The sequence below is a fragment of the Halorubrum aquaticum genome, assembly GCF_900113615.1.
GTDB classification, from domain to species: domain Archaea; phylum Halobacteriota; class Halobacteria; order Halobacteriales; family Haloferacaceae; genus Halorubrum; species Halorubrum aquaticum.
Genome location: NZ_FOPZ01000001.1, coordinates 223,457 through 246,471, shown reverse-complemented (window position 1 = coordinate 246,471; position 23,015 = coordinate 223,457). Strand labels below are relative to the sequence as shown.

General features: G+C 70.1%; 24 protein-coding genes. 7 read left to right on the top strand and 17 right to left on the bottom strand.

Annotation, left to right across the window (positions count from 1 at the left end):
• Positions 1-2: 2 nt before the first annotated feature.
• The gene (locus F3H10_RS01195) at positions 3-671 is read left to right on the top strand and encodes a M50 family metallopeptidase (RefSeq protein WP_149783030.1); all 669 of its coding nucleotides are present in this window, start codon (positions 3-5) and stop codon (positions 669-671) included.
• Positions 672-741: 70 nt separating this feature from the next.
• On the top strand, positions 742-1,782 hold the full coding sequence (gene purM, locus F3H10_RS01190; protein WP_149783029.1) for a phosphoribosylformylglycinamidine cyclo-ligase: 1,041 nt from the start codon (positions 742-744) through the stop codon (positions 1,780-1,782).
• A gap of 389 nt (positions 1,783-2,171) precedes the next feature.
• On the opposite strand, the gene F3H10_RS01185 is transcribed toward purM, so the two are convergent.
• From F3H10_RS01185 to F3H10_RS01175, 3 genes are all read right to left on the bottom strand, one after another.
• Positions 2,172-2,468 carry a DUF6360 family protein gene (locus F3H10_RS01185; RefSeq protein WP_149783028.1) on the bottom strand — a complete coding sequence of 99 codons (297 nt, stop codon included), beginning with the start codon at positions 2,466-2,468 and terminating at the stop codon, positions 2,172-2,174.
• 15 nt (positions 2,469-2,483) lie between these two features.
• Positions 2,484-4,250 carry a nitrite/sulfite reductase gene (locus F3H10_RS01180; RefSeq protein WP_149783027.1) on the bottom strand — a complete coding sequence of 589 codons (1,767 nt, stop codon included), beginning with the start codon at positions 4,248-4,250 and terminating at the stop codon, positions 2,484-2,486.
• 90 nt (positions 4,251-4,340) lie between these two features.
• Positions 4,341-4,649, bottom strand: coding sequence for a hypothetical protein (locus F3H10_RS01175; RefSeq protein WP_188127835.1), 309 nt, complete (start codon positions 4,647-4,649; stop codon positions 4,341-4,343).
• 216 nt (positions 4,650-4,865) lie between these two features.
• On the opposite strand from F3H10_RS01175, the gene F3H10_RS16420 reads away from it, so the two are divergent.
• Both F3H10_RS16420 and F3H10_RS01170 read left to right on the top strand, forming a co-directional pair.
• A complete protein-coding gene (locus F3H10_RS16420; protein ID WP_262488547.1) occupies positions 4,866-4,991 on the top strand; it encodes a hypothetical protein in 126 nt (41 codons plus the stop codon).
• Entirely contained in the window at positions 4,988-5,242 is a 255-nt protein-coding gene (locus tag F3H10_RS01170) for a hypothetical protein (RefSeq protein WP_149783026.1), read from the top strand. The genes F3H10_RS16420 and F3H10_RS01170 overlap by 4 nt, the downstream gene beginning before the upstream one ends.
• Positions 5,243-5,290: 48 nt before the next feature.
• Here the strand turns inward: F3H10_RS01170 and F3H10_RS01165 are convergent, their stop codons facing one another.
• From F3H10_RS01165 to F3H10_RS01115, 11 genes are all read right to left on the bottom strand, one after another.
• Positions 5,291-5,830, bottom strand: a complete 540-nt coding sequence (locus tag F3H10_RS01165) for a CBS domain-containing protein (RefSeq protein WP_149783025.1) — start codon at positions 5,828-5,830, stop codon at positions 5,291-5,293.
• 48 nt (positions 5,831-5,878) lie between these two features.
• Positions 5,879-6,259: a DUF555 domain-containing protein gene (locus F3H10_RS01160; protein WP_149783024.1), complete on the bottom strand. Its 381-nt coding sequence runs from the start codon at positions 6,257-6,259 to the stop codon at positions 5,879-5,881.
• An 82-nt stretch (positions 6,260-6,341) separates the two neighbouring features.
• Entirely contained in the window at positions 6,342-7,340 is a 999-nt protein-coding gene (locus F3H10_RS01155; protein ID WP_149783023.1) for an isocitrate/isopropylmalate family dehydrogenase, read from the bottom strand.
• Positions 7,337-7,993 (bottom strand): 3-isopropylmalate dehydratase small subunit, encoded by a 657-nt coding sequence (gene leuD / locus F3H10_RS01150; RefSeq protein WP_149783022.1) that lies wholly within the window; start codon positions 7,991-7,993, stop codon positions 7,337-7,339. Before leuD ends, F3H10_RS01155 begins: the two co-directional genes overlap by 4 nt.
• Positions 7,990-9,411 carry a 3-isopropylmalate dehydratase large subunit gene (gene leuC / locus F3H10_RS01145; protein WP_149783021.1) on the bottom strand — a complete coding sequence of 474 codons (1,422 nt, stop codon included), beginning with the start codon at positions 9,409-9,411 and terminating at the stop codon, positions 7,990-7,992. The genes leuD and leuC overlap by 4 nt, the downstream gene beginning before the upstream one ends.
• A 97-nt stretch (positions 9,412-9,508) precedes the next feature.
• Positions 9,509-10,561, bottom strand: coding sequence for a ketol-acid reductoisomerase (gene ilvC, locus F3H10_RS01140; RefSeq protein WP_149783020.1), 1,053 nt, complete (start codon positions 10,559-10,561; stop codon positions 9,509-9,511).
• Between the two features lie 10 nt (positions 10,562-10,571).
• Positions 10,572-11,225, bottom strand: a complete 654-nt coding sequence (ilvN, locus tag F3H10_RS01135) for an acetolactate synthase small subunit (protein ID WP_149783019.1) — start codon at positions 11,223-11,225, stop codon at positions 10,572-10,574.
• Positions 11,222-13,057, bottom strand: coding sequence for a biosynthetic-type acetolactate synthase large subunit (ilvB, locus tag F3H10_RS01130; protein ID WP_149783018.1), 1,836 nt, complete (start codon positions 13,055-13,057; stop codon positions 11,222-11,224). Before ilvB ends, ilvN begins: the two co-directional genes overlap by 4 nt.
• A gap of 406 nt (positions 13,058-13,463) precedes the next feature.
• A complete protein-coding gene (locus F3H10_RS01125; RefSeq protein WP_149783017.1) occupies positions 13,464-14,645 on the bottom strand; it encodes a LeuA family protein in 1,182 nt (393 codons plus the stop codon).
• 213 nt (positions 14,646-14,858) lie between these two features.
• Complete coding sequence (locus F3H10_RS01120; protein ID WP_149783016.1) at positions 14,859-15,170, bottom strand: DUF7111 family protein; 312 nt, start codon at positions 15,168-15,170, stop codon at positions 14,859-14,861.
• Between the two features lie 91 nt (positions 15,171-15,261).
• Positions 15,262-15,804 carry a carboxymuconolactone decarboxylase family protein gene (locus F3H10_RS01115; RefSeq protein WP_149783015.1) on the bottom strand — a complete coding sequence of 181 codons (543 nt, stop codon included), beginning with the start codon at positions 15,802-15,804 and terminating at the stop codon, positions 15,262-15,264.
• A gap of 121 nt (positions 15,805-15,925) precedes the next feature.
• Between F3H10_RS01115 and F3H10_RS01110 the strand changes: the two genes are divergently transcribed.
• Positions 15,926-16,855: a 1,4-dihydroxy-2-naphthoate polyprenyltransferase gene (locus F3H10_RS01110; RefSeq protein WP_149783014.1), complete on the top strand. Its 930-nt coding sequence runs from the start codon at positions 15,926-15,928 to the stop codon at positions 16,853-16,855.
• Positions 16,855-17,934 (top strand): mandelate racemase/muconate lactonizing enzyme family protein, encoded by a 1,080-nt coding sequence (locus F3H10_RS01105; RefSeq protein WP_149783013.1) that lies wholly within the window; start codon positions 16,855-16,857, stop codon positions 17,932-17,934. Before F3H10_RS01110 ends, F3H10_RS01105 begins: the two co-directional genes overlap by 1 nt.
• Before the next feature lie 33 nt (positions 17,935-17,967).
• Here F3H10_RS01105 and F3H10_RS01100 read toward each other — a convergent pair whose 3' ends face one another.
• Together F3H10_RS01100 and F3H10_RS01095 are read right to left on the bottom strand one after the other, a co-directional pair.
• Positions 17,968-18,519, bottom strand: coding sequence for a hypothetical protein (locus F3H10_RS01100; RefSeq protein ID WP_149783012.1), 552 nt, complete (start codon positions 18,517-18,519; stop codon positions 17,968-17,970).
• A gap of 87 nt (positions 18,520-18,606) precedes the next feature.
• Positions 18,607-18,972 (bottom strand): hypothetical protein, encoded by a 366-nt coding sequence (locus F3H10_RS01095; protein WP_149783011.1) that lies wholly within the window; start codon positions 18,970-18,972, stop codon positions 18,607-18,609.
• Positions 18,973-19,081: 109 nt separating this feature from the next.
• On the opposite strand from F3H10_RS01095, the gene F3H10_RS01090 reads away from it, so the two are divergent.
• The gene (locus tag F3H10_RS01090) at positions 19,082-21,796 is read left to right on the top strand and encodes an AAA domain-containing protein (RefSeq protein ID WP_149783010.1); all 2,715 of its coding nucleotides are present in this window, start codon (positions 19,082-19,084) and stop codon (positions 21,794-21,796) included.
• A 60-nt stretch (positions 21,797-21,856) separates the two neighbouring features.
• On the opposite strand, the gene F3H10_RS01085 is transcribed toward F3H10_RS01090, so the two are convergent.
• Complete coding sequence (locus F3H10_RS01085) at positions 21,857-22,927, bottom strand: pyridoxal-phosphate-dependent aminotransferase family protein (RefSeq protein WP_149783009.1); 1,071 nt, start codon at positions 22,925-22,927, stop codon at positions 21,857-21,859.
• Positions 22,928-23,015: the final 88 nt, after the last annotated feature.

The window sequence follows — 23,015 nt, the reverse complement described above, 5'->3', positions numbered from 1 at the left end:
CCATGGCAACGAACATCGCCGGCCGCCGGATCGGCGGCCTCTACTTCAGCGGCACCGAACTCAGAGACCTGCTCGTCGCGTGGCTCGCGCTCGGCGCGGCGTTCACGCTCTTCTTCGTGGGCGGGAGCGCCGGCATCGACCGGATCGTCGCCGCCGGCGTGGTGCTCCCGCTCCTCGTCGGCCTCCTGACCGCGGGCGTGGCCTTCCTCCTCCACGAGATCGCCCACAAGGTCGTCGCCGTGCGCTACGACCAGGTGGCGGAGTTCCGCGCGGACAACGGGATGCTGTTCCTCGCGGTGGCGAGCTCCCTGCTCGGGTTCATCTTCGCCGCGCCCGGAGCGGTCCACCACCGCGGACGGCTGACCGCGGGCCAACACGGACGGATCGCCCTCGCCGGCCCGGTCGTCAACCTGCTCTTGATGCTCGTCTTCCTGCCGGTGTTGTACGCCGGGACGCTGGTCGGCAGCGACGTCGTGGCGCTGGTCGGCGAGCGAGGGATCGCGATCAACGTCTTCCTCGCCGCGTTCAACCTGGTTCCGTACGGACCGCTCGACGGGAAGACGGTGCTGAACTGGAGCCGGGGGGTCTGGGCGGCGACGTTCGTTCCTTCGGTCCTGCTCACGGTGCTTCTCGTGTTCGTGCTCGGGCTCGGGTTCGGCGGGCCGTTCTGAGGCGGCCGCGGCGTCCTCCCGTCGAGGCCGCAAACGGTGTCCTTTTGCTCCGGCGCGCTACGACACGCGTATGACCGAGAACGGCGACGGGAGCGATAGCGGCGGTGACGGCGATCGTGGCGGCGACGACGGCGACGAACTCACGTACGCCGACGCGGGCGTCGACATCGACGCGAGCGAGGCGGCGACCGCCGCGCTGATCGGGATGGTCGGCGAAGGCGAGGGCGACTACGCCGGCCTGCTCGACATCGGCGACCGCTACCTCGCGCTGGCGACCGACGGCGTCGGGACGAAGCTGCTCGTCGCCGAGGCGCTCGCCGACTACTCGACGGTCGGGATCGACTGCATCGCGATGAACGTCAACGACCTCGTCGCCGCCGGCGTCCGCCCGGTCGCGTTCGTCGACTACCTCGCGGTCGACGAGCCGAACGAGGAGTTCGCCGAGCAGGTCGGCGAGGGGCTCGCCCGCGGCGCGGAACTCGCCGACATCGAGCTCGTCGGCGGCGAGACCGCGGTGATGCCCGAGGTCGTCCGCGGGCTCGATCTGGCCGGGACCTGCGCCGGCCTCGCCGCCAAGGAGGGCGTGTTCGACGGCGAGGCGCAGGCGGGAGACGCGCTCGTCGGGTGGGAGTCGTCGGGGATCCACTCGAACGGGCTGACGCTCGCGCGCGAGGCGGTCACGCGCGCACGCGAGTACACGGACCCCGCGCCCTTCGACGGGTACGACACCCTCGGCGAGGCGCTGTTGGAACCCACGCGGATCTACACCGACCTGCTCGATCCCATGCGCGAGCACGGGGTGCGGGCAGCAGCCCACGTCACCGGCGGCGGCTGGACGAACCTGACGCGGCTGGGAGCGTACCGCTACGTCGTCGACGAGCCCTTCGATGCCCAGCCCGTCTTCGGGTTCGTACAGTCGGAGGGGAACGTCTCCGACGAGGAGATGCACCGCACGTTCAACATGGGGACCGGCTTCGTCGCCGCGGTCGATCCCGAGGCCGCCGAGTCGCTTGCGGCGGCGACGGACGGACGCGTGATCGGTCGGGTGGAGGAGAGTGGCAGCGGCGGCGGCGACGCGGGAAGCGTCGCGATCCGCGGACTGGAGTTATAAGAGGCGACAGTCGCCCGGATCCACGCCGTTGCCGACTGGATCGACGCCACCGAATCTCCAGTCATTCGATAGTACGAAGCAGAAAACAGGGTCGTGCGGATCCCCGCCAAAGCCCCAGTCGTGAGGGCTCGATGCGCTCGCTGTGCTCCTCACTCAGTCGCTATCGCTCCTTCGTTGCGGTGCTTGCGTCGCGCGTCTTCGTCCTCACGACTGCCCCTTTGAGTCCCCCTCCCGAACCGCACAGCACTGCGACCGCACCTCACGCCTCCCCAGCCTCGTTGCTCGCGCGTTCGCGCTCGCAACTCCCTCGCGTTCCGGTCGCGGGCCGCCGGCCCGCGACCGGGCGCGCCACCGCCAGATCAATCGGTGAGTGATGCCGCCGCCGCGATTCACTCGTCGTCGGCGTCGCCCTGCGCGGCCTCGACGCGGTCCGCGGCCGACTCCAGCGCCTCGGCGAGGGTTCGCGCCTGCGCCGGCGACAACTCGACCTCGTCGGCGTGTGCCGGGAGGTCGTCGATCGCCGTCTCGTCGAGTTCGACCTGGAGGTCGACGCGGTCGGGGTCCTCCCGCGGCGCGGTGACGTTCACGATGCCCGGCGCGTCCGCCTCGAAGTCGTGTCCTCGCGCCCGCGCGTCCACGAAGTCCAGCGTCGTGTACGCGTTCACGCGGAGCAGTCGGTCGCTCATCTCTACCCCTCCATCTCAGTCGTCCGCCGGGGTCGGCGGGGCGTCCTCGAGCCCGTCGTCCTCGGCGTACGGGTACCAGGTGCGCTTCGTGTTGTGCATCATCGGGTCCTCGTAGTCGGTCTCCTCGGGGTCGACGAACGCGTCGAGTTCCTCGTCGTCGTGGCGGGCGACGAACGCGCGGAACGACTCGCCCTCCTCGCGCCGGTCGGCGAAGGTCTCGAGCAGGTTGGCGATCGCGCCGGGCACCTCGTCCACGGGCACGCGCTGGGTCACCCAGCGCGCGAACCCGGGGTCCTCGCCGAGCCCGCCGCCGAGTCCCACGTCGAGCGCCTCGACCGGGTCGCCGTCCTTCCGCGTCTTCATGCCCCGGAGGCTCACGTCGGCGATCTGCGGCTGCGCACACGACGCGGTACACCCCGAGAGGTGGACGTGGAACTCGTCGACGTCGGCGGGGAGTTCCGCGTTCTCCTTGAGCCAGCGGGCGAACCGGACCTGCCGGTTCTTCGTCTCGACGATGGAGAGCGAGCAGAACTCCGTGCCGGTACACGCGACGGAGCCGCGCATGAACGGCGACGGGTCCGGCGAGTAGTGCTCGAGTAGCGGCTCCTCGAGGAAGTCCTCGAGGGCGTCGTCGGGCACGTCGGTGACGATCACGTTCTGCCGCTGTGAGAGCCGGACCTCTCCCGATCCGTACTCCTCGGCGAGGTCGGCGAGGTCGAGCACGTCGGCCGCGCCCATCCGACCGACGAGCACGTTCAGGCCGACGAAGTTCGTCCCGTCCTTCTGGTCGTGGACGCCGATCAGGTCGTTGCGCTCTCCCTCGCCCGCGTTGTAGGTGTACTCTTCGCGGACGTCCCGGCCGGCGCTCTCGAGTTCGAAGTCGACGTACTCCTCTTGAAGCGTCTCGCGGACCTCCTCCGCGCCCCACTCGTCGACGAGGAACTTCACCCGGGCGTTGTATCGGTCCTCGCGGTCGCCGTAGTCCCGGAAGAGCCCGGAGAGCCCGCCGGCGACGTCCGGGACTCGCTCCGGCGGCACCCAGACGTCGATGTCGCGGGCGAACCGCGGCTCGTTGCGCGCGAGCCCGCCGCCGACCCGGACGTTGAAGCCGACGACGTCCTCGCCGCCCGCCGCGCCGTCCCCGTCGACCGCCTTGTAGGCGGGCTCGAACGCCAAGTCGTTGATGTCGCCCTGTCCGGAGCCGTCCGCGGAGCCAGTCACGGAGACCTTCCACTTGCGGGGGAGGTTCTCGTGGTCCTCGTTGCCCTTGAACGTCTCGTTGAGCTCGCGGATGACGGGCCAGGCGTCGATCACCTCCTGACCGTCCTTGCCGGCGACGGGGTTCCCGACGATGTTCCGCCAAGAGTCGCCACACGCCTGCTGGGTGGAGAGCCCGTTCTCGTCGAGCTTCTCGAAGATCGCGGGCACGTCCGAGAGTTCGATCCAGTGGAGCTGGATCGACTGGCGGGTGGTGAAGTCGGCGTAGGCGTCGCCGAAGATCGGGTTCCTCCCCGGGCCGCGGGCGTACTCGTCGGCTATCTCGCCGACGACGCGGAGCTGTCCGGGTTCGAGCACGCCGTTCGGCGTCCCGATCCGCATCATGAAGTATCCCTCCTGGCCGTTCCGCTGGTGGTACAGCCCCCACCACTTGAACCGCTCGAACCAGGCGTCCCGCTCGTCGTCGGGGATCGAATCGAACCCCGCCTCGGCGAACTCGAAGAGGCGCTCGCGTACCTCCTCGCCGTAGGCCTCGGATTTCCATTTCTCGACGTCCGTTGGCATCGTGTTCCGACACACGGCCGCCGATCACATAGGGGGACCCGTGGAGTCAACGTTGCCCGGTGCCCCTCCGAAGGGGCAACACCTGCCGGGTCAGTCGCGTCGCGTCCGGCGGACGCAGGAACGGTCGAACTCGACGAACTCGCCGCCCCGTATCCGGCCGACCGGGAGCCAGTCGGTGATCCCGGTCTCGCCGCACGCGATACACTGACCGTAGACGCGGACCTCCACTCGTGACCCGTCGACGCCGACCTCCTGGAAGTTCTCGACGACGAGGTCCGCCAGATCACAGCCACAGAAATCGGGCGCGTCGAGCCGCCAGAGTTCGCTCACGCGGACCTCACGGCCGTCGTCGATCGATATCCACGCCCCGTCGTCGAGCACGCGCAAGCGAGTGGTCACACCCCCGCTTCGAGCGCGAGGACCCAATGTGTAGCGGTGCTCGCAAGCCGGGTCGACGTCGGGGACGGAGTGGATCGAGAAAACCGCCCGACAGCGGGCCGGTCGGGTCCGATATCGGCGTCACGAGTACCGGACATGGGTTCCGCTACCCGGGAGTAGTGGTTCGATTTACTCGTGAGGCGTCCCTTATGATCGGGGCAGTCGTAGGCGGGATCGATGACCGAGACGACACCCGAGACCGTTACCGACCCCCCGAGCGATCCCGACGGCGGCGGAGCACATCGCCAGCACGCGTCCGCCGACGTCGCGCCCGAGCTGTTCGAGCCAGGGGTCGACCGATGACCCAGAGACGCCAGTCTCGGCGGCGGACCGCCAACGGCGGCGGTTCCCGACCGTCCCCGGACGACGTCGAGAGCGACGACTCGGCCGGCGAGCGATCGACCGAGGAAACCGCGAGCACCGATCCGGATCCGGACGCGGAAGCGCCCCGAAAACCGGCGGGCGGCGACGAGGCCGATCACCTCGAGGACCTGAAGGACGGTGCCGGCTGTACGGAGATCTGGGAGCACCTCTCGGAGAGCCGCGAGGAGTGACTCGCAAGCGGAGCCGACTGACGCGCCGAACCGAGCCCCCGAACGTGCCTACGACAGGTGTGCGGCGATGTCGGCCTCGGTGAGTATCCCCACCGTCTCCCCGCCGTCGGTCACCATCACGGCCTTGTAGTGGTCGAGCAAGTTCCGGACCTCGTCGACGGTCGCGCCGGGCGCGACGGTGGGGAACGACTCGCTCATCACCTCGCTGACGGGGTGATCGCCGACGTTCTCGCCCGCGTGGACCACGTCCCCCTGGCTGATCGAGCCGACGGGGACGCCGTTCTGGAGAACGGGGAGCTGGGAGTACGCCTCCCGCTCCATCAGCTCGACCGCGTCGCTCACGGCGTCGTCGGGGGCGACGCTGATCACGGTCTCGTTCATCAGGTCGGACGCGCGTACGACCTCCCCTTCGGCCTCCTGGAGGGCGTTCACGATCCGCCGCAGCGTCGAGAGCCGCGGATCGACGTCGCCGCCCTCGATGCGGGCGATGAGCGGCTGTGAGACGCCCGCGGCGTCCGCGAGCGCGCTCTGGGTCAGTTCGAGCGACGTGCGTCGTTCGCGCAGGTCCTGTGGCGTCGGAAGCTCCATACGGCTAATAACCTCTGGTTATTAGAAAAGGTTTCGGCGGTCGGTCGTTCAGCGCGCGCCGTCGTCCGTCTCGTCGTCCTCGTCCGCCTCCGTTTCGACGATCTCGATGACCTCGAGCGGGACGTCCCGGAGCGCGCCGCCGACCTCGCTCTTCGCGATCCGCTCCGCGTGCTCCTCGCTGTCGGCGTTGAAGACGTCGATCTCCAGGAGGAGTCCGACGAGCGCCGTGTTCGCCGCGAGGAAGGCCGCGTCGAACGGCTCCCCGCAGGCGGGACAGCCGGTGACGCCGGGCTCGACCTCGACGTACTGCTTGTCCGTCTCGTTGAGTCGCTTTCCGGCCTCGCTGACCGCGACGCCGATGGCGTCGTCGGTCTCCTCGACGTCACGGACCAACCAGGCTGCTTCCATCGCGACCGCGTAGTTGCTCATACCCCTCCGAGGTGCCGCAGGGTTTCGTCTCTTGTGGTTCGTTGGCGGCGTCTCGGAGGAAGCAGTGGAGGGGGGAGACGACCTACAGCCGGTCGACGATCGCCGCGGTGACCGCCTCGGTCGTCGCGTCCCCGCCGAGGTCCCCCGTCCGGGGGCCCTCCGAGAGCACCGACTCGACCGCGGTCCGGACCCGCGTGCCCTCCTCGACGTGTCCGAGGTACTCGAGAAGCATCGCGGCCGAGAGCACCGCCGCCGTCGGGTTCGCGATCCCCTCGCCGGCGATGTCGGGCGCAGTGCCGTGGACGGGCTCGAAGAGCGCGTTGTCGTGGCCGACGTTCGCCGAGGGAAGCAGGCCGAGCCCGCCGACGAGCCCCGCCGCCAGGTCCGAGAGCACGTCGCCCGCGAGGTTCGGACAGACGACCACGCCGTACTGTGAGGGGTCGAGCGGGAGCTTCGTCGCGAACGCGTCCATCAGCTCCTCGTCGGCGTCGACGCCGCGCTCCTCGGCGACGGCGAGCACCGCCTCGCGGAAGCGCCCGTCGGTCTCGCGCATCACGTTCGACTTGTGCGCGACGGTGAACCCCTCCTCGGGGTCGCCGGCGGGCCCGCGACCGTCCTCGACGAACTCGCAGGCGTACTCGGCCAGCTCGCGGGAGGCTGAGGACGTGACCACGCGCGTCAGCGTCGAGAGGTCGTCGCTGAGCCGGTCCTCGTGGCCGGCGTAGACGCCCTCGGTGTTCTCACGCAGGAAGACCACGTCCGTCTCCGGGCGCAGCGCGTCGACGCCGGGATACGCCTTCGCGGGCCGGACGTTGACGAAGGAGTCGACCGCCTCGCGCAACGGGAGGATGACGTCCGCGGCCGTCTCGCCGGCCGCGCCGAACAGCGTCGCGTCGGCGTCGGCGACCTGTTCGTACGTCTCCGCCGGGAGCGCCTCGCCGGTCGCCTCCCGAACCGCGTCGCCGGCCTCGCCCTCGACGAACTCGAAGTCGACCTCGAGCGCCTCGAGCACCTCGATGGCGGCCGGGACGACCTCCCGTCCGATCCCGTCGCCCTCGATGACGGCGATCTCGTGGCTCACGCGCCGTCCCCCGGAACGTCCTCCTCGGGGACGTACGGCAGCGACCGGGCGGTCTCACGGACCGCCCCCGCGTTCGCGCCCATCAGCGCCGTGGTGTCCCAGACGCCCTCGACGAGCGCCTTCCGCTGGGCGTCGTGGACCGTCGCGTCGATCACGGTGTCGTCGTAGGTGATCGTCTCGGCCGCGACGTCGATGTCGATCTCGGCGTCGGGATTCGCCTCGACGTAGTCCTGGAGCGCCTCGATGGACTCCTGGTCGGCGGTGACCGTCGGGACCCCGAGCGCGAGACAGTTGCCCGCGAAGATCTCCGCGAACGACTCGCCGACGACGGCGTCGATCCCCCAGCGCATCAGCGCCTGCGGGGCGTGCTCGCGCGAGGAGCCGCAGCCGAAGTTCGCGTTGACGACGAGCACGTTCGCGCCCCGGTACTGCTCCTCGTTGAAGGGGTGGTCCTTCTCGTTGTCGTCGTCGTCGAACCGCTGGTCGAAAAAGGAGAACTGTCCCAGCCCGTCGAAGGTGACGACCTTCATGAACCGGGCGGGGATGATCTGGTCGGTGTCGATGTCGTTCCCGCGGACGGGGATCCCCGTCCCGGTGACCTCGGTCACCTTCTCGGCCGGTGCCTCGCCGGCGCTGAACTCGGGCGAGCTCATACGGTCGCCACCTCCTCCATCTCGCGCACGTCGGTGACCTCACCGGTCACCGCCGCGGCCGCGACCATGATCGGACTCATCAGGACGGTCCGGCCGTCCTTCGAGCCCTGCCGACCGACGAAGTTCCGGTTCGAGGACGAGGCGCTCGCCTCGTCGCCCTGGAGCTGGTCGTCGTTCATGCCGAGACACATCGAACAGCCGGGCTCACGCCAGTCGAAGCCGGCGTCCTTGAAGACCTCGTCGAGCCCCTCCGCCTCCGCGGCGTCGCGGACGCGCTGGCTGCCGGGGACGACCATCGCACGCACGTCGTCGTCGACCTCGCGACCCTCGACGAACGCCGCGGCCTCGCGGAGGTCCTTCAGCCGCGCGTTGGTACACGATCCGAGGAACGCCACGTCGATCTCGTAGCCCTCCATCGTGTCGCCCGGCTCGACGCGCATGTGTTTCTGCGCGCGACGGGCGGTGTCGCGGTCCTCCTCGGGCAGGTCCTCGGGGTCCGGGATCGGCTCGGTGATCCCCGCGGTCTGTCCGGGGGTGGTCCCCCAGGTGACCGTCGGCTCGATGGCCGAGCCGTCGATGGTGACCACGTCGTCGTACTCGGCGTCGTCGTCGGTCCGGATCGACTCCCAGTAGGGTTTCAGCCGCTCGAATTTCTCGGGATCGTTCTCGAAGGCGTCCGTCCCCTCCAGCCACTCGTAGGTGGTCTCGTCGGGGTTGACGTACCCCGCGCGAGCGCCGCCCTCGATGGACATGTTACAGATCGACATCCGACCCTCCATGCCCAGCTTCTCGATGGCCTCGCCGGCGTACTCGTAGACGTAGCCCACGCCGCCGTCGGTCCCGAGCTTCCCGATGATCGTCAGGATGACGTCCTTGGCGGTGACGCCCTCGCCGAGCTCGCCGGTGACCTCGATCCGACGGACCTTCTGTTTCTCCATGGCGACGCAGCCCGTCGCCAGCACGTCGCGGATCTGTGAGGTGCCGATGCCGAACGCCAGCGCGCCGAACGCGCCGTGTGTCGACGTGTGCGAGTCGCCACAGACGATGGTCATGCCGGGCTGGGTGAGCCCCTGCTCCGGCCCGATGACGTGGACGATGCCCTGATCGCCCGAGTCGGGATCGGAGAAGTCGATCCCGGACCCGCGGACGTTCTCCTCGAGTTCGGCCATCATCTCCTCCGCGGCCTCGTCGCGGTACGGCCGGTCGCGGTTGCCGGTCGGCACGATGTGGTCGACCGTCGCGTGCGTGCGCTCGGGGAACGCGACCTCCTGATCGCGCTCCTTCAGCATGCCGAACGCCTGCGGACTGGTGACCTCGTGGACGAGGTGGAGCCCGACGAACAGCTGGTCCTGTCCGGTCGGCAACTCCGTCACCTTGTGGCGGTCCCACACCTTGTCGTACAGCGTCCCCTCGCTCATCGGGGATCACTCCGGGATCGGGGATCACTCCGGGATCGGGGATCACTCCGGGAACCCGCGGGCTCGTCCGAGCGGTTCGCGTCGCCGCTCCCGCCCATCAGGCCTTCACCTCGGCCGACTCCTCCTCGTCCTCCTCCTCCTGCCAGGCGAACAGCCCGCGCAGCTCCTCGCCGACCTCCTCGATCTCGTGGTTCTTCTCGGCGTGACGGAGCTGGGTGTAGGAGGGTCGACCGGCCTGGTTCTCCGCGATCCACTCACGGGCGAACTGGCCGTTCTGGACCTTCTCGAGGATCTCTTCCATGTTCTCGCGGGCGTGCTCGTCGACGACGACGTCGCCCTGGGTGAGCCCGCCGTACTCGGCGGTGTCGGAGACCGAATCCCACATGCCGCCGAGCCCGTCCTCGTACATCAGGTCGACGATGAGCTTGAGCTCGTTGAGACACTCGAAGTACGCCATCTCGGGCGAGTAGCCGGCGTCGACGAGCGTCTCGTACCCCTGCTTCACGAGCGAGGTGACGCCGCCACAGAGCACCGCCTGCTCGCCGAACAGGTCCGTCTCCGTCTCCTCGCGGAACGACGTCTCGACGACGCCGGCGCGGGTACAGCCGATCGCGGCCGCGTACGCGAGCCCCTCGTCGTGGGCCTCGCCGGTGGCGTCCTGGTACACCGCCAGCAGGCCGGGCGTCCCCTCGTCGTTCTCGTAGTTCCGGCGGACGAGGTGGCCCGGCGACTTCGGCGCGACCATCGTCACGTCGACGTCCTCGGGCGGCTGGATCTGGTTGTAGTGGATGTTGAACCCGTGCGCGAACTGGAGCGTGTCGCCCGCCTCCAGGTTCGGCTCGATGGCGTCCTCGTAGACGTCCGGCTGGACGGTGTCGGGAACGAGTACGCTCACGATGTCGGCCTCGGCGGCCGCCTCGGCGGGGGTCGCCACGCGGAGCCCGTCGCCCTCGGCGGCCTCGCGCGAGGAGCTGCCCTCGCGGAGACCGACGACCACGTCGACTCCGCTGTCGGAGAGGTTCTGGGCGTGCGCGTGCCCCTGCGAGCCGTAACCGAGCACGGCGACGGTCTTCTGGACGATCGCCTCGCTGTCGGCGTCGTCGTCGTAGTATACTGTCGAATCGAACGTCTGGTTGTCGTCTTCTGTCATGGTGTGTGGATCAGTCTGTGTTCGGCGTCGTCGGTTCGCCGGCCGTTCCGGGTTTCTCTCCTGGCGCGGTGGGGATGTTCCCCCGTGCGAGCGCGGTCTGACCGGTCCGGGCGATCTCGATGATCCCGAACTGGTCGAACGCGTCGATCGCGTCGTCGATCTTCGACTCGTCGCCGGTGAGCTGCACCGTGATCGTCTCCGGCCCGGCGTCGAGCGTCTGGCCGTCGTACATCTCCGCGACGGCGTGGACCTTGTCCGGCTCCTCGCCGTGAACCTTGAGCAGGACGAGCTCGGACGTGACGGCGCTGCCGGAGACTTCGCCCACGGAGATAACGGGCTTCAGCTTCGCCATTTGTTTTTCGATCTGGTCGATCCCCGGGTCGGTCTCCTCGACCACCATCGTGATGCGGGAGTGACCCTCGACGGTCGTCGGCCCGACCGTCAGGCTCTCGATGTTGAACTGTCGGCGGGAGACGAGCCCGGAGACGCGCGCGAGCACGCCGGGCTCGTCCTCGACCAGCGCGGAGATGACCGCGCGCCGGGAGTCGTGTTCCGCCTCGACGACGGGGTCGATCCGGTGGCCCTCCAGGTTTCGACGCCCCTCCGGCTGGGGGCGCTCGTCCGGTGCGGGACCGGGCATGCCGGCCGCGTCCTCCCCGCTCATAGCTGGTCCTCCGTGAGCGCGAACCGGCCGTTCGCTCCGCCGCTCGGCACCATCGGCAGCACGTTCTCCTCGGGGTCGACGTGGAAGTCGATCACCGCGGGCCCGTCGTACGCGAGCGCCTCCTCGACCGCCGGGGCGACCTCGTCGTAGCCGTCGACGCGGATCCCGAGCGCGCCGAACGCCTCGGCGAGCTTGTCGAACTCCGGCATCCAGTTGTAGTCGGAGGCCATGTGCCGCCCCTCGAAGAACGCGTCCTGCCACTGGCGCACCATCCCGATGTACTCGTTGTTGAGCACCGCGAACGTGATGTCGAGGTCCTCGCGGACGGCGACCGACAGCTCCTGCATCGTCATCAGGAAGGAGCCGTCGCCGTCGAAACAGATCACGTCGCGGTCGGCGTCGCCCATCGCGTCGGCGGCGACGCGCGCGCCGACCGCGGCCGGAACGCCGTACCCCATCGTGCCCAGTCCGTGCGAGGAGACCCACGTTCGGGGCTCCGTGTACGTCCAGAACTGGGAGGCCCACATCTGGTGTTGGCCGACGCCGGTCGTGACGATGGTGTCGTCGTCGGTCGCCTCGTCGAACGCCTCGACGACGAACTGCGGTTTGAGCGGCTCGTCGTCGGGCGTCGCGTACGTCATCGGGTACGTCTCCTTCCACTCCTGACACTGCTCGCGCCATTCGTCCGCGTCGGGCTCCTCGTGGATCGCCTCGAACAGCTGGTCGAGGACGGTCCCCGCGTCGCCGACCAGCGGGTAGTCGGCGTACACGTTCTTCGAGATCTCCGCCGGGTCGATGTCGATGTGGACGACCTCGGCCTCCGGCGCGAACGTGTCGATCCCGCCGGTGAGCCGGTCGTCGAACCGCGTGCCGACCGCGATCAGACAGTCGGTGTGGGTGATCGCCATGTTGGCGTAGCCGGTCCCGTGCATCCCCGCCCACGAGAGCGACAGCTCGTCGTCCTCGGGGAACGAGCCGATCCCCGGCATCGTCGTCGTGACCGGGATCTCGTACGTGCGCGCGAACTTCCGCGCGGCCTCGCTTGCCTCCCCCTTGATCACGCCGCCGCCGAACAGACACAGCGGCCGGTCGGCCTCCTCGATCGCGCGGGCCGCGGCCGCGACAGCGTCCTCGCGGGCGCTCGGGTTCGGGTCGGTCCCCGCCGGCGCCTCCGCGGGACCGGGCGACTCCTCCGTGTCGTCCAGCGTGACGTCCTTCGGCAGGTCGACGAGCGTCGGGCCGGGCCGGCCGACCCGCGAGAGCTCGAACGCCTCGCCGACGACGTCGCCGACTGAGTCCGCGTCGCCCGCGAAGTAGTTGTGTTTCGTGATCGGTCGCGTGACGCCGACCGTGTCGGTCTCCTGGAACGCGTCGTTGCCGACGAACTCCGTGGGGACCTGCCCGGTCAGCGCCAGCATCGCGTCGCTGTCCATGTCGGCGTCGGCGATGCCGGTGACGAGGTTCGTCGCGCCGGGGCCGGACGTGGCCAGACAGAGGCCGGGCTCGCCGGAGACGACGCCGTACGCGTCGGCCGCGTGAGCGGCCCCCTGTTCGTGAGCCATCGTCAGGTGGCGGATCGACGAGCCGTACAGCGCGTCGTACACCGGCATGATCGCTCCGCCCTGCACGCCGAAGGCGGTCTCCGCGCCGGCGGCCTCGAGGGCGGCGACGACCGACTCCGCGCCGGTCGACACCGCCGTCGGCGTCTCGCCGTCTGGTCGGTTCTCCTCGCCGGCCGGGTCCGCCGCGCCCGGGCCGTCCGCGTCGGCCGGGTCGGACGCCGGCTCGGCGTCGGGGTCGTCCTCTCGTGGGTGTGCTGCTGAATCGCTCATCGTGTGTGGTGTGTTTGTGTCTCTCGAGTTCGAGCGTCGGTCGATCCGGACGCGGGTCGCGCCGTCGAATCGACGGCGGTCGACGAGTCGTAGTCGGCGCGCCGGCGTCCGTCGGTACGTCGGGTCGGTGAGGAAGGGGTGTGGTAGGGGATCAAACCCCTACGATGGCTACAGCGACGGCTCCCGTCCGAACGTCGTCCGCGCGGGTGTACCGTGACCGTCGCATTCGATCCGAACCCACGTGGGCCGCCTATAAATTCCTGTCGGCGTGAGCGATCCGTGCGCCGACCCGTCGGCACACACCGGGCGTCCGGCGTGGATCCGTCAGGGACGGATCCGCCAGCGGGCCGACCGCACGACGCGTTCGGCAGTCGCTGGCGAGTCGTTGCGACCACGGAGGAGGCCATCAGATCCGGACCTCCTCCTCGCGCTCGACGCCGGCCTCGCGGGCGAACCGCTCGACGTCGCCGGCGGTCACCTGCCGCTTGCCGGACCCGTACTCCTTGACCCGCTTCGTGATCTCGCGGACCTCCCCGTCGGAGGGATCGAAGCCGGCCTCGACCAGGTGCTTGCGCACGCTGTGGGTACCCGTGTGTTTCCCGAGCACGAACTCGCGTTCCGCGCCGACCATCTCGGGGGTCATCACGCCGGTCTCGAACGTGTCCGTGTTCTCGATCACGCCCGCGGCGTGGATGCCCGACTCGTGGGCGAACGCGTTCCGTCCGGTGACGGGCTTGTTCGCCGGCACCGGGATGTCCGAGGCGTCCTCGACGATCCGCGCCAGCTTCGTGATCTGGGTCGTGTCGATCCCGGTGTCGACGCCGTAGACCGACTCGACCGCCATCACGACCTCCTCGTAGGCCGCGTTGCCGGCGCGCTCGCCGATCCCGTTGACCGATACCTGCGCCTGCTCGGCCCCGTTCTCGAAGCCCATGACCGCGTTGGCCGCGGCCATCCCGAAGTCGTCGTGGGTGTGGACGTCGACGCGGGCGTCCGTCGCCTCGACGACCGCCTTCACCGTCTTGCCGAAGCTCGTCGGCATCGCGACGCCGCACGTGTCCGGGATGTTGATCCAGTCGGTGCCGGCGTCCGAGACCGCCTCGACGATCTCCGTCAGGTAGTCGGGGTCGGTCCGCGTGGCGTCCATCGGCGAGAACATGCACTCGACGCCGGCGTCTTTCACCTGCTCGACGGCGTCGACCGCGCGTTCCTTCGCCTCCATGCGCGTCGCGTGCATGGAGTCCTCGAGTTGGACGTCGCTCGTCGAGACGAACACGTGGACCATCTCGACGCCCGAGTCGATGGCGGCCTCGATGTCGCCCTCGACGACGCGGGCGAGCCCACAGACGGTCGTGTCCGTCGCGGCTGCGATATCGCTCACGGCCTCGAACTCCGCCTCGGAGTTCACCGGGAACCCGGCCTCGATGACGTGGGTCCTCATGTCGTCCAGCGTCGCCGCTATCTCGCGTTTCTCGTCGTAGCTGAACGAAGTACGTGGTGACTGTTCGCCGTCTCGTAACGTCGTGTCGAAGATCCGTACAGGACCGATTTCGATGTTAGAAGCTATCGTGCCCTGGAAGAACTCGATCCGCCGGGGTGTCCGACGAAGCCTCCGTGATGTCTGTCATCGACTGACAGCAGAACGTTCGTCTACTTAAGAGTTACGTCCCTCGGGGGATCCGATCGTTCGATCAGTCGCCGTCGTGTGCGGCGGAGACGTGGCGGAAATCGGCGGGAGATCGCGTGAGAGAAGTGAGGGGAGAAGTGATGGTGGGAGTGAGAGGAGAAATGACGAGGGGAGTCACATCCCCATGTCGGCCGCGGGGTCCGGCACGGGGAGGTCGTGGACCGCCACCCCGAGCAGCTCGGCGGCGTGATCGAGCGCCATGTCGAACCCGTAGTACCGCTCCAGTTCGTCGCCGTCCGGGCCGGTCCGGACCTTGAGCATGGCGTATCCCTCCCGGTTCTGTGCGACCGTCGCCGTCCGTCCGTCCGCCGAGAACGTGAGCAGCCGCTCGGCGTCCGTCTCCTCGTAGCGGGCCGTGACGCCCTCCGCTTCGGCGGTCGCCGTCCCGTCCGATCCGACGTGATCCGACTCCGTCGTGTCCGTCATACGCGACGTTGGCCCCGAGCCCTGTCGTATCTGTCGGTCCGGATCTCCTCACCCCGGATCGCCTCGACACGCTGCGTCGATCCCCTCCTGCTCACCGCGGGTCCCACCCGTGGAACGTCGTCCCCGGCTCCAACTCGAGGTCGAACGCGCGAATCAGCCCGCCGAGCGCGGCGTAGCCCTGCGCGGTGGCGGCGATACCGACGACCTCGTCCTCGTCGTACAGCGCCTCGATCGACTCGTGGGTGACCGCGTCGACCGACTCCTCGGCGACGGCGCGAACGTACTCCACGAGGGTCCGCTCGTCGCCGTCGAGCGCGGTCGGATCGTCCGTGCCGATCCCGGCGATGACCGCGTCGTCGATGCCGACCTCGCGCGCGATGTTGACGTGCTGGTGCCACTCGTAGCGGTTGTCGATCGTCGCCGCCGTCGCGAGGATGACGAGCTCCCGTTCCCTGTCCGTGAGCCCGCTGTCGTGCCACAGCGAGCGCAGGAACGCCCGCATCCCCGCGAGCACCGCCGGGTTGTTGCCGAGCGATCGGTACACGTTGAGCGGCTTCCCCTGGAGGACCGACTCCAACAGCTCCTCGTGTTCGTCCGGGACGTCCGCCGCCTCGACGTATGGAACGCGCGCCATACGTCCGAGGCGGTCCCGCGAGGGTTAGGTGTACGTGAGTCGGTAGCGTTCACCGCGAGTCGGTTCGATCGGGCGGCCGCCGATGGGAAGCTTAAGGGGCGAGACCGACCAAGCGTCGGTAATGGCTACGGAGGTCTCGCGTCGGCGGGCGTGGGTGATCGCCGCGCGACCGCAGACGCTCCCCGCGGCGGCCGCGCCCGTGATCGTCGGCGTCGGGCTCGCGATCGGGGCGGGCGTGTTCGCCCCGCTCCCGGCGCTCGCGGCGTTCGTCGGCGCGGCGCTGATCCAGATAGGGACCAACTTCGCGAACGACTACTACGACGCGATCCAGGGAGCCGACACCGACGACCGCGAGGGGTTCACCCGCGTCGTCGCCAGCGGACTCATCGACCCGCCGGAGGTCAAACGCGCCATGTGGCTGACGTTCGCGGCCGCGATCGGCGTCGGCACGTACCTCGTCGCCGTCGGCGGCGTCCCGATCCTCGTCATCGGCCTCGCGAGCGTCGCCGCCGGCATCGCCTACACCGGCGGCCCCTACCCGCTCGGCTACCACGGGCTCGGCGACGTGTTCGTCTTCGTCTTCTTCGGCGTGATCGCGGTCACGGGCACCTACTACGTCCAGGCGGCCGCGCTCGTTGGCGGGACCTTCCCGCTGTGGATCCCCGATGGGACCGTCACGCTCGCGGCCGTCGTCGCCAGCCTGCCGGTGGCCGCGCTCTCGACGAACATCCTCGTCGTCAACAACGTCCGCGACCGCGAGGAGGATGCGGAGACGGGCAAGCGAACCCTCGCCGTCCGCTTCGGCTACCGGTTCTCCCGGGTCCAGTACGTCGGCCTCCTCGCGCTCGCGTACGTCACCCCGTTCTGGTTCGTCGCGGCCGGGGACGGCCTCGCCCCCCTGCTTCCGCTCGTGACCCTCCCGCTCGCGGCTGCCGTCGCCCGAACCGTCCTGACCGAGACCTCCGGCGACGCGCTCAACCCGGCGCTGGAGTCGACCGGCAAGCTGCTCGCGGCCTACGCGGTCGCGTTCGCCGTCGGCCTCGCGCTCTGATGCGGATCCGTCCCTTCTCCCTCACGCTCGCGAGCCCCCTCCGGACCGCCCGCGAGGAGCTGACCGAACGGGAGGGCTTCCTCGTCGGCGTCGGGTTCGACGGTGGCGAGGACGGTCCGGTCCCCGGCGTCGGCGAGGCCACGCCGCTGCCCGGCTGGACCGAGTCGTTCTCCGCGTGTGAGGCGGCGCTCCGGGAGGCGGGGTCGGACACGGCGTCGGCCGGCCGGGTGGCCGCCCCCGAGGACCTCGCCGTCATCGACGCCCGCGAGACGCCCGCCGCCCGCCACGGCCTCGCACTCGCGCTCGGGGACGCGGCCGCCCGCGAGGCGGACCGGTCGCTCGCCGATCACCTCGCCGATCGAGCCGACGCACCGAACCCCGCCGATTCCGTCCCGGTGAACGCGACGATCGGGGACGGTACCCCGGAGTCGACGGCGGCGGCCGCGGCGCGCGCGGTCGAGGACGGCTACCGCTGCCTGAAGGTGAAGGCGGGCGCGCGTCCGCTCGCCGACGACCTCGACCGGCTCCGGGCGGTTCGGGAGGCGGTGGGATCCGCGATCGACCTCCGCGTCGACGCCAACGGCGCGTGGGACCGCGCGACCGCGCGGCGGGCGCTCGACCGACTGAAACCGCTCGATATCGCGTACGTCGAGCAGCCGCTCCCCGCGGCCGACCTCGGCGGAACCGCCGGGCTTCGCGCGGAGAGCGAGGTGCCGATCGCGCTCGACGAGTCGCTCGCGGCGCACTCCGTCGCGGACGTGTTGGCGGCCGGCGCGGCCGACGCGCTCGTCATCAAGCCGATGGCGCTCGGCGGTCCCGACCGCGCGCTCGACGCGGCGCTCCGGGCCCGCGAGGCGGGCGTCGATCCGGTGATCACCACGACGATCGACGCGGTGGTCGCGCGGACCGCGGCGGTCCACGTCGCGGGCGCGGTCCCCGAGGTCCTCCCCTGCGGGCTCGCGACCGGCGACCTGCTCGCCGCGGACCTCGCGCCGGATCCCCGTCCGGTCGCCGACGGTCGGATCGCGGTTCCGGACGGTCCGGGGATCGCGGACGGCGCGTTCGACGAACTGGTGTGAGGACGGCAGGTGGGAGGGGCGAACGCCGGACCCTCAATGGAAGCCGCGGTCGACGTCGTCCTCGTCGATCAGGTCCTCGAGCTCCGCCGAGAGCAACTCCTCGGCCTCCTCGAAGGTGTCGCCGAGCTCGTCGAGCTCGTCGGGACGCCCGTCGAACTCGTAGGCCATGGGGCCGAACGCCGGCGAGTCGATCGCCTCCATCACGTCCTCGAAGAGGTGGTTTGGCTCCGTGGGGGCTTCGGCGTGGACCTTCAGCGTCTCCTCCAGTCGGGTCGCCACGTCCTTCGCCTCGTCCTCGTTCTCGGGCGGCGTGCGCACCGCGAACCGCCCCGCCGAGTCGTCGCCGGGAAGCAGCGGGTCGAGCTCGTCGTCGACCTTCCGGGCCACTCGAGTTCCGACCCCACGGAGGTCGCGCGGGTTCTTCGCGTACGTCTTCAGGTGGTAGACGCCGACGCTCGGATGCCCGAAGTAGAGGTCCTCGCCGAGCCCTCCGCGTCGGGAGCCGGCGACGGCGCGCCAGCCGTCCGGGTCGGTCGAGTCGCTCGCGACGTCCGCGAGGATCTCCTGCCAGTCGCGTACGCGCATGTCGGCGTCACGTTGCGACGGAGCGCGCATGAGGGTGTCGGTCGCGGCGACCGGGCTCGCGGACGCGTGTCACGACCGGACGGAACGTTACCGCTCGTACACCGGTTTCCCCCGATCGCGCGTGTGAGAATACGATTCCCAGGCGATCAGAAGCGAGCCGCCGATCAGGAAGAGGTACGGGATCGCCCCCTCGGACCCGGCGATCAGATCGGCCGACCCCCAGAGCACGAGGACGCCGTAGAGCGCGATCCGGAAGCGGGCGGTGTCGTACCCCTCGCGGAACGTCCCCCAGACGACGACCCCGGCGATGTAGAGGCTGATCAGCGCGTCGCCGGCGGCCGCGAGCCCGGCGCTCGAGACGCGGAGGTACGCGCTCGCGACGGACAGCCCGGCCAGCACGACGACGAACCCGACGACGACGGGTCGCCCGTACCGGTCGTACACCTCGCTCATGTGCCATCCCACGCGGCGAGGGATAAGGAATCCTCGGGTTCTCCCCGTCGGCGTCCGGATCCGTCCCCCGCACCGACAGCGTTTTTCGCCGCGGCCGAGGATGGAGGGCGTGAACGTTCGGGGACCGATCGTCTCCGTCGGGGAGACGCGGACGGTGTCGACGTCGTACGGCGAGCGCGACCTCCGCGAGCTCCGGATCCGCCCGGAGCGCGGAGCCGGCGACCCGGTCGACGTGACCCTGTGGGGCGACTGGACGGAGACGGCCGAGCACGCCGAGCCCGGCATGGAACTGCTCGTCACGGGGGCGGAGGAGGACGACTACGGAGGAGAGACGGGGTACGCGACCACCGGCGACTCGTGGGTCGTGCTCGAGCCCGACTTCCTCGTCGACGTGACGGGGATCCGGTCGTGGGTCCAGTGTCCCCGGATGTACTACCTGAACAAGCTCTCGGGGATCCCCCTCAACTACCCGGTCGTCAAGGGGACGATCGTCCACGAGGTGTTCGGCGACCTCCTCCGTGGGATGGACCTCGAGGCGTCCGTGAGCGACCGCGTCGAGGAGGCGGGCCTCGAGCTCGGCCTGCTCGGCTACGAGACGGCGGAGGTGGAGGACGAGGTCCGACGCAACGCGGCAGCCATCGAGGGATGGCTCGCGCAGGGAACGCTGACCGACGAGGACACGTGGCGCTCGGAGTTCACGCTCCTCTCGCCGACCTTCGGGCTGAAGGGACGCGCCGACGCGCTGCGGCGCGGGACCCCCGTCGAACTCAAGACGGGCAAGAACACGAACCGCGAGCCGCGGTTCCAGGACAAGATCCAGGCGGCCTGCTACGCGCTCATGCTCGATGAGCGCGGCGTCGACCCCGACATCGGAACCCTCCTGTACACGAAGAACACCGCGCTCGACCGCAACGAGGAGAGCGGCGACCTCGCGCCCGCCAAGGAGTTCACCGTCGGCGACGGCCTGCTGAAGTTCGTCGTACGCGAGCGAAACGCGCTCGCCGCGATGGAGTGGCGCGCGCTCAACGACCCCGGCGAGCGCCCGACGGTGCCCACGGGGTACGAGGCGGACGCGAACTGTAACTACTGTTTCGAGCAGGACACGTGTATGGTCGTCTCCGGCCGCCTCGACCAGGAGTCGAAGGCGGGGCAGGTTGGAAATCCCGTCCCCGAGGACGAACGCGACTACTTCGACCGCTTTTACACCGCCATCGAGGAGGAGCGACGCGAGACGCACGCGGAGTACCGGAAGCTGTGGGAGCAGAGCCCCGAGGAGCGGGCGGCCGACGACCGGGCGCTGATCGACTTGGAACCCGTCTCGCGGACCGAGATCGACGACAACCGCTGGGAACTGCGCGCCCGCAAGCCCGACGACGCGGTCTCCAAGCTGCGCGAGGGCGACGTGGCGCTCGCGAGCGACGGCGACCCCGTGACCGGCCACGCCGAGCTTGGGCGGATCCGCGAGCTGGGCGAGGAGGTCGTCGTCGAGACGGACGAACCGGTCGACCTCCGGCGGCTCGACGTCTACCCCTCGGAGATCTCCGTCGACCGGATGCTCACCGCCCTCCACGATGCGGTGTTGAAGGGGGGAGAGCGCCGGAAGGACGTGGTCTTCGGCCGTCGCGAGCCGGAATTCGCCGGAAGGACTGCCGCCGTCGACGGCGACCGCGGAGGCGACGCCGCCGATCGCCCGACCTACATCGACAACAACGCCGCCCAGAACGACGCGGTGTCGCTCGCGGTCGACGCCGAGGACTGCGCGCTGATCCACGGCCCGCCGGGAACGGGCAAGACGTACACCATCGCGCGGACGATCCGCGCGCTCGTCGCCGACGGGAACCGGGTGTTGCTCTCGGCGTTCACGAACCGCGCCGTCGACAACGCCCTGGAGGCGCTTCGTGATCAGGGGTTCGACGACGTGCTCCGGGTCGGCAGCGAGACCGGCGTCCGGACCGACATGCAGGACGTGCGGCTGATCGAGCGCGGCGACCCGAACCGGAAGGCGGCGGAGCTTCGGGACGCCCCGGTCGTCGCGGCCACGACCGCCGCCTGCGGCTCGCGGGTCATGCGCGAGTGCGAGTTCGACGTGGCGCTCGTCGACGAGGCCTCACAGCTCACGGAGCCGAGCACCCACGCGGCGATCACGCTGGCGGACCGGTTCGTGCTCGTCGGCGACCACGAGCAGCTACCTCCCGTCGTCCGAGCCGAGAACGACCTGAAGACCTCCCTCTTTCAGCGACTCATCGAGGCGTATCCCGACGCGAGCGTGATGCTCGACCGGCAGTACCGGATGAGCCAGCGGATCCAGGCGTTCGCCTCCCGGGAGTTCTACGACGGCGCGTTGCGCCCGGCGACCCCCGAAGTGGCCGGCCAGCGGCTGTCGGACCTCGGCGTCGACCCGGCGGCGTTGCCCGACGGACTCGCCGGGGGGGTCGACTTCCACGACCCCGGCGGGGAGCGCGACGGCAACCGGAACGTCCGCGAGGCCGAGCGCGTCGCCGAGGTCGTCGAGGCCTATCTCGCGGCCGGCGTCGACCCCGACGACGTCGGCGTCATCGCCCCCTTCCGCGCGCAGGTCGCGGAGATCGGCCGCCGCACGGACGTGACCGTCGACACCGTCGACCGGTTCCAGGGCTCCTCGAAGGAGGTGATCGTGGTCTCGTTCGTCGCGACGGGCGACCTCGACGGGCCGATCTTCGAGGACCACCGCCGGATGAACGTCGCGCTCACCCGCGCGAAGAAACAGCTCACGCTCGTCGGCGACGCCGATGCGCTCGCCTCCGAACCCTTCTACGGGCGGATGCTCGAGTGGGCGCGGCAGTAGGCGTGGCGACTGGCGACGGGCGTCGGGCGTCTGCGGAGGCGTCCGGCGAGAGCCCCGCGCTCACAACACGGCGTCGAGCGCGTCCATCGTCTCGTCCACGCGCTCGACGCGCGCGGCGTGGCCCATGTGTCCGACCCGCAACACGTCGTCGGCGAGGTCGCCGAGCCCGGTCGCGACGAGCACGTCGTGTTCCTCGTGGAGCCGGTTCTGGAGCTCTTCCGCCCGGCCGGGGACCTCGAAGGCCGTCACGGTCGGCGAACAGCGGTCGAGGTCGGCGAACGGCTCCAGCCCCAGCTCCGCGCCGCGCTCGCGACAGCGTTCCGCGGCCGCCTCGTGGCGGGCGTGGACGTCGTCGATCCCCTCCTCGAGGAGGAGCGAGAGCGCCTCCGACAGCGCCACGACGTTCGTCGTGAGGTGGGTGTAGGGGAACCCCTCGTCGGTGTCGCGCCACGGCAGGAAGTTCGTGTACAGCGAGTGCGGGTCGCGTTCCTCCATCGCCGCCCACGCGCGGTCGCTGATCGCGGCGGTCGTGAGCCCCGGTGGCGCGCTGAAACACTTCTGGGAGGCCCCCAGACAGACGTCGATCCGGTCCGTCGGGACGGGCGTCCCGCCGAGCGAGGAGACGGCGTCGACGACGGTGAGGACCTCCCCGTCCGCCGCCTCCAGCAGGTCGAGGGCGGGGGCAAGGTCGTTGAGCGTCCCGGTGGGCGTCTCGCAGTGGACCATCGTCGCGACGTCGAAGGCGGCGTCGTCGGCCGCGAGCGCGTCCTCGAGGTCCGCGAGCGGGAGCGGTTCGTCGTAGGGGGCGTCGACCACGGTCGCCTCGCCGCCGTACGACTCGACGAAGTCCGCGAAGCCGTCGCCGTAGAGCCCGTTCGACAGACACAGGACCTCGGTGCCGGGCTCGACGAGGGAGGCGACCGCGGCCTCCAGCCCGAGGATCCCCTCGCCGCCGGGGACGACGACGTCGTGGGAGTCGCTTCCTTCGAGGCCGTATACGGTTCTCAGCCGCGAGACGAGGTCGCCGTAGATCCCCTGAAACGCGGGGTCGACGTCGGGGTTGATCAGTTCGCGGCTCATCGCGTCGCGGACGGGTTCTGGGACCGCGGTCGGCCCCGGCGTCATGAGCATACGTCGTCACTCGCGGCCGACGGAATAAACGTCCCGGCGGTGCGGGGCGACCCTCTCGAGACGCGGGTCTCGCCGAAAGCCAAAAGCC

Excerpts from the sequence above, each read along its gene's own strand:
- F3H10_RS01170 (WP_149783026.1), top strand. The coding sequence starts at position 4,988 with ATGACCCAGAGACGCCAGTCTCGGCGGCGGACCGCCAACGGCGGCGGT.
- purM (WP_149783029.1), top strand. The coding sequence starts at position 742 with ATGACCGAGAACGGCGACGGGAGCGATAGCGGCGGTGACGGCGATCGT.
- leuC (WP_149783021.1), bottom strand. The coding sequence starts at position 9,411 with ATGAGCGAGGGGACGCTGTACGACAAGGTGTGGGACCGCCACAAGGTG.
- ilvB (WP_149783018.1), bottom strand. The coding sequence starts at position 13,057 with ATGAGCGATTCAGCAGCACACCCACGAGAGGACGACCCCGACGCCGAG.
- F3H10_RS01120 (WP_149783016.1), bottom strand. The coding sequence starts at position 15,170 with ATGACGGACACGACGGAGTCGGATCACGTCGGATCGGACGGGACGGCG.
- leuD (WP_149783022.1), bottom strand. The coding sequence starts at position 7,993 with ATGAGCTCGCCCGAGTTCAGCGCCGGCGAGGCACCGGCCGAGAAGGTG.
- ilvN (WP_149783019.1), bottom strand. The coding sequence starts at position 11,225 with ATGAGCGGGGAGGACGCGGCCGGCATGCCCGGTCCCGCACCGGACGAG.
- F3H10_RS01105 (WP_149783013.1), top strand. The coding sequence starts at position 16,855 with ATGCGGATCCGTCCCTTCTCCCTCACGCTCGCGAGCCCCCTCCGGACC.
- F3H10_RS01180 (WP_149783027.1), bottom strand. The coding sequence starts at position 4,250 with ATGCCAACGGACGTCGAGAAATGGAAATCCGAGGCCTACGGCGAGGAG.
- F3H10_RS16420 (WP_262488547.1), top strand. The coding sequence starts at position 4,866 with ATGACCGAGACGACACCCGAGACCGTTACCGACCCCCCGAGCGATCCC.
- F3H10_RS01185 (WP_149783028.1), bottom strand. The coding sequence starts at position 2,468 with ATGAGCGACCGACTGCTCCGCGTGAACGCGTACACGACGCTGGACTTC.
- F3H10_RS01110 (WP_149783014.1), top strand. The coding sequence starts at position 15,926 with ATGGCTACGGAGGTCTCGCGTCGGCGGGCGTGGGTGATCGCCGCGCGA.
- F3H10_RS01100 (WP_149783012.1), bottom strand. The coding sequence starts at position 18,519 with ATGCGCGTACGCGACTGGCAGGAGATCCTCGCGGACGTCGCGAGCGAC.
- F3H10_RS01115 (WP_149783015.1), bottom strand. The coding sequence starts at position 15,804 with ATGGCGCGCGTTCCATACGTCGAGGCGGCGGACGTCCCGGACGAACAC.
- F3H10_RS01195 (WP_149783030.1), top strand. The coding sequence starts at position 3 with ATGGCAACGAACATCGCCGGCCGCCGGATCGGCGGCCTCTACTTCAGC.
- ilvC (WP_149783020.1), bottom strand. The coding sequence starts at position 10,561 with ATGACAGAAGACGACAACCAGACGTTCGATTCGACAGTATACTACGAC.
- F3H10_RS01085 (WP_149783009.1), bottom strand. The coding sequence starts at position 22,927 with ATGCTCATGACGCCGGGGCCGACCGCGGTCCCAGAACCCGTCCGCGAC.
- F3H10_RS01165 (WP_149783025.1), bottom strand. The coding sequence starts at position 5,830 with ATGGAGCTTCCGACGCCACAGGACCTGCGCGAACGACGCACGTCGCTC.
- F3H10_RS01160 (WP_149783024.1), bottom strand. The coding sequence starts at position 6,259 with ATGAGCAACTACGCGGTCGCGATGGAAGCAGCCTGGTTGGTCCGTGAC.
- F3H10_RS01095 (WP_149783011.1), bottom strand. The coding sequence starts at position 18,972 with ATGAGCGAGGTGTACGACCGGTACGGGCGACCCGTCGTCGTCGGGTTC.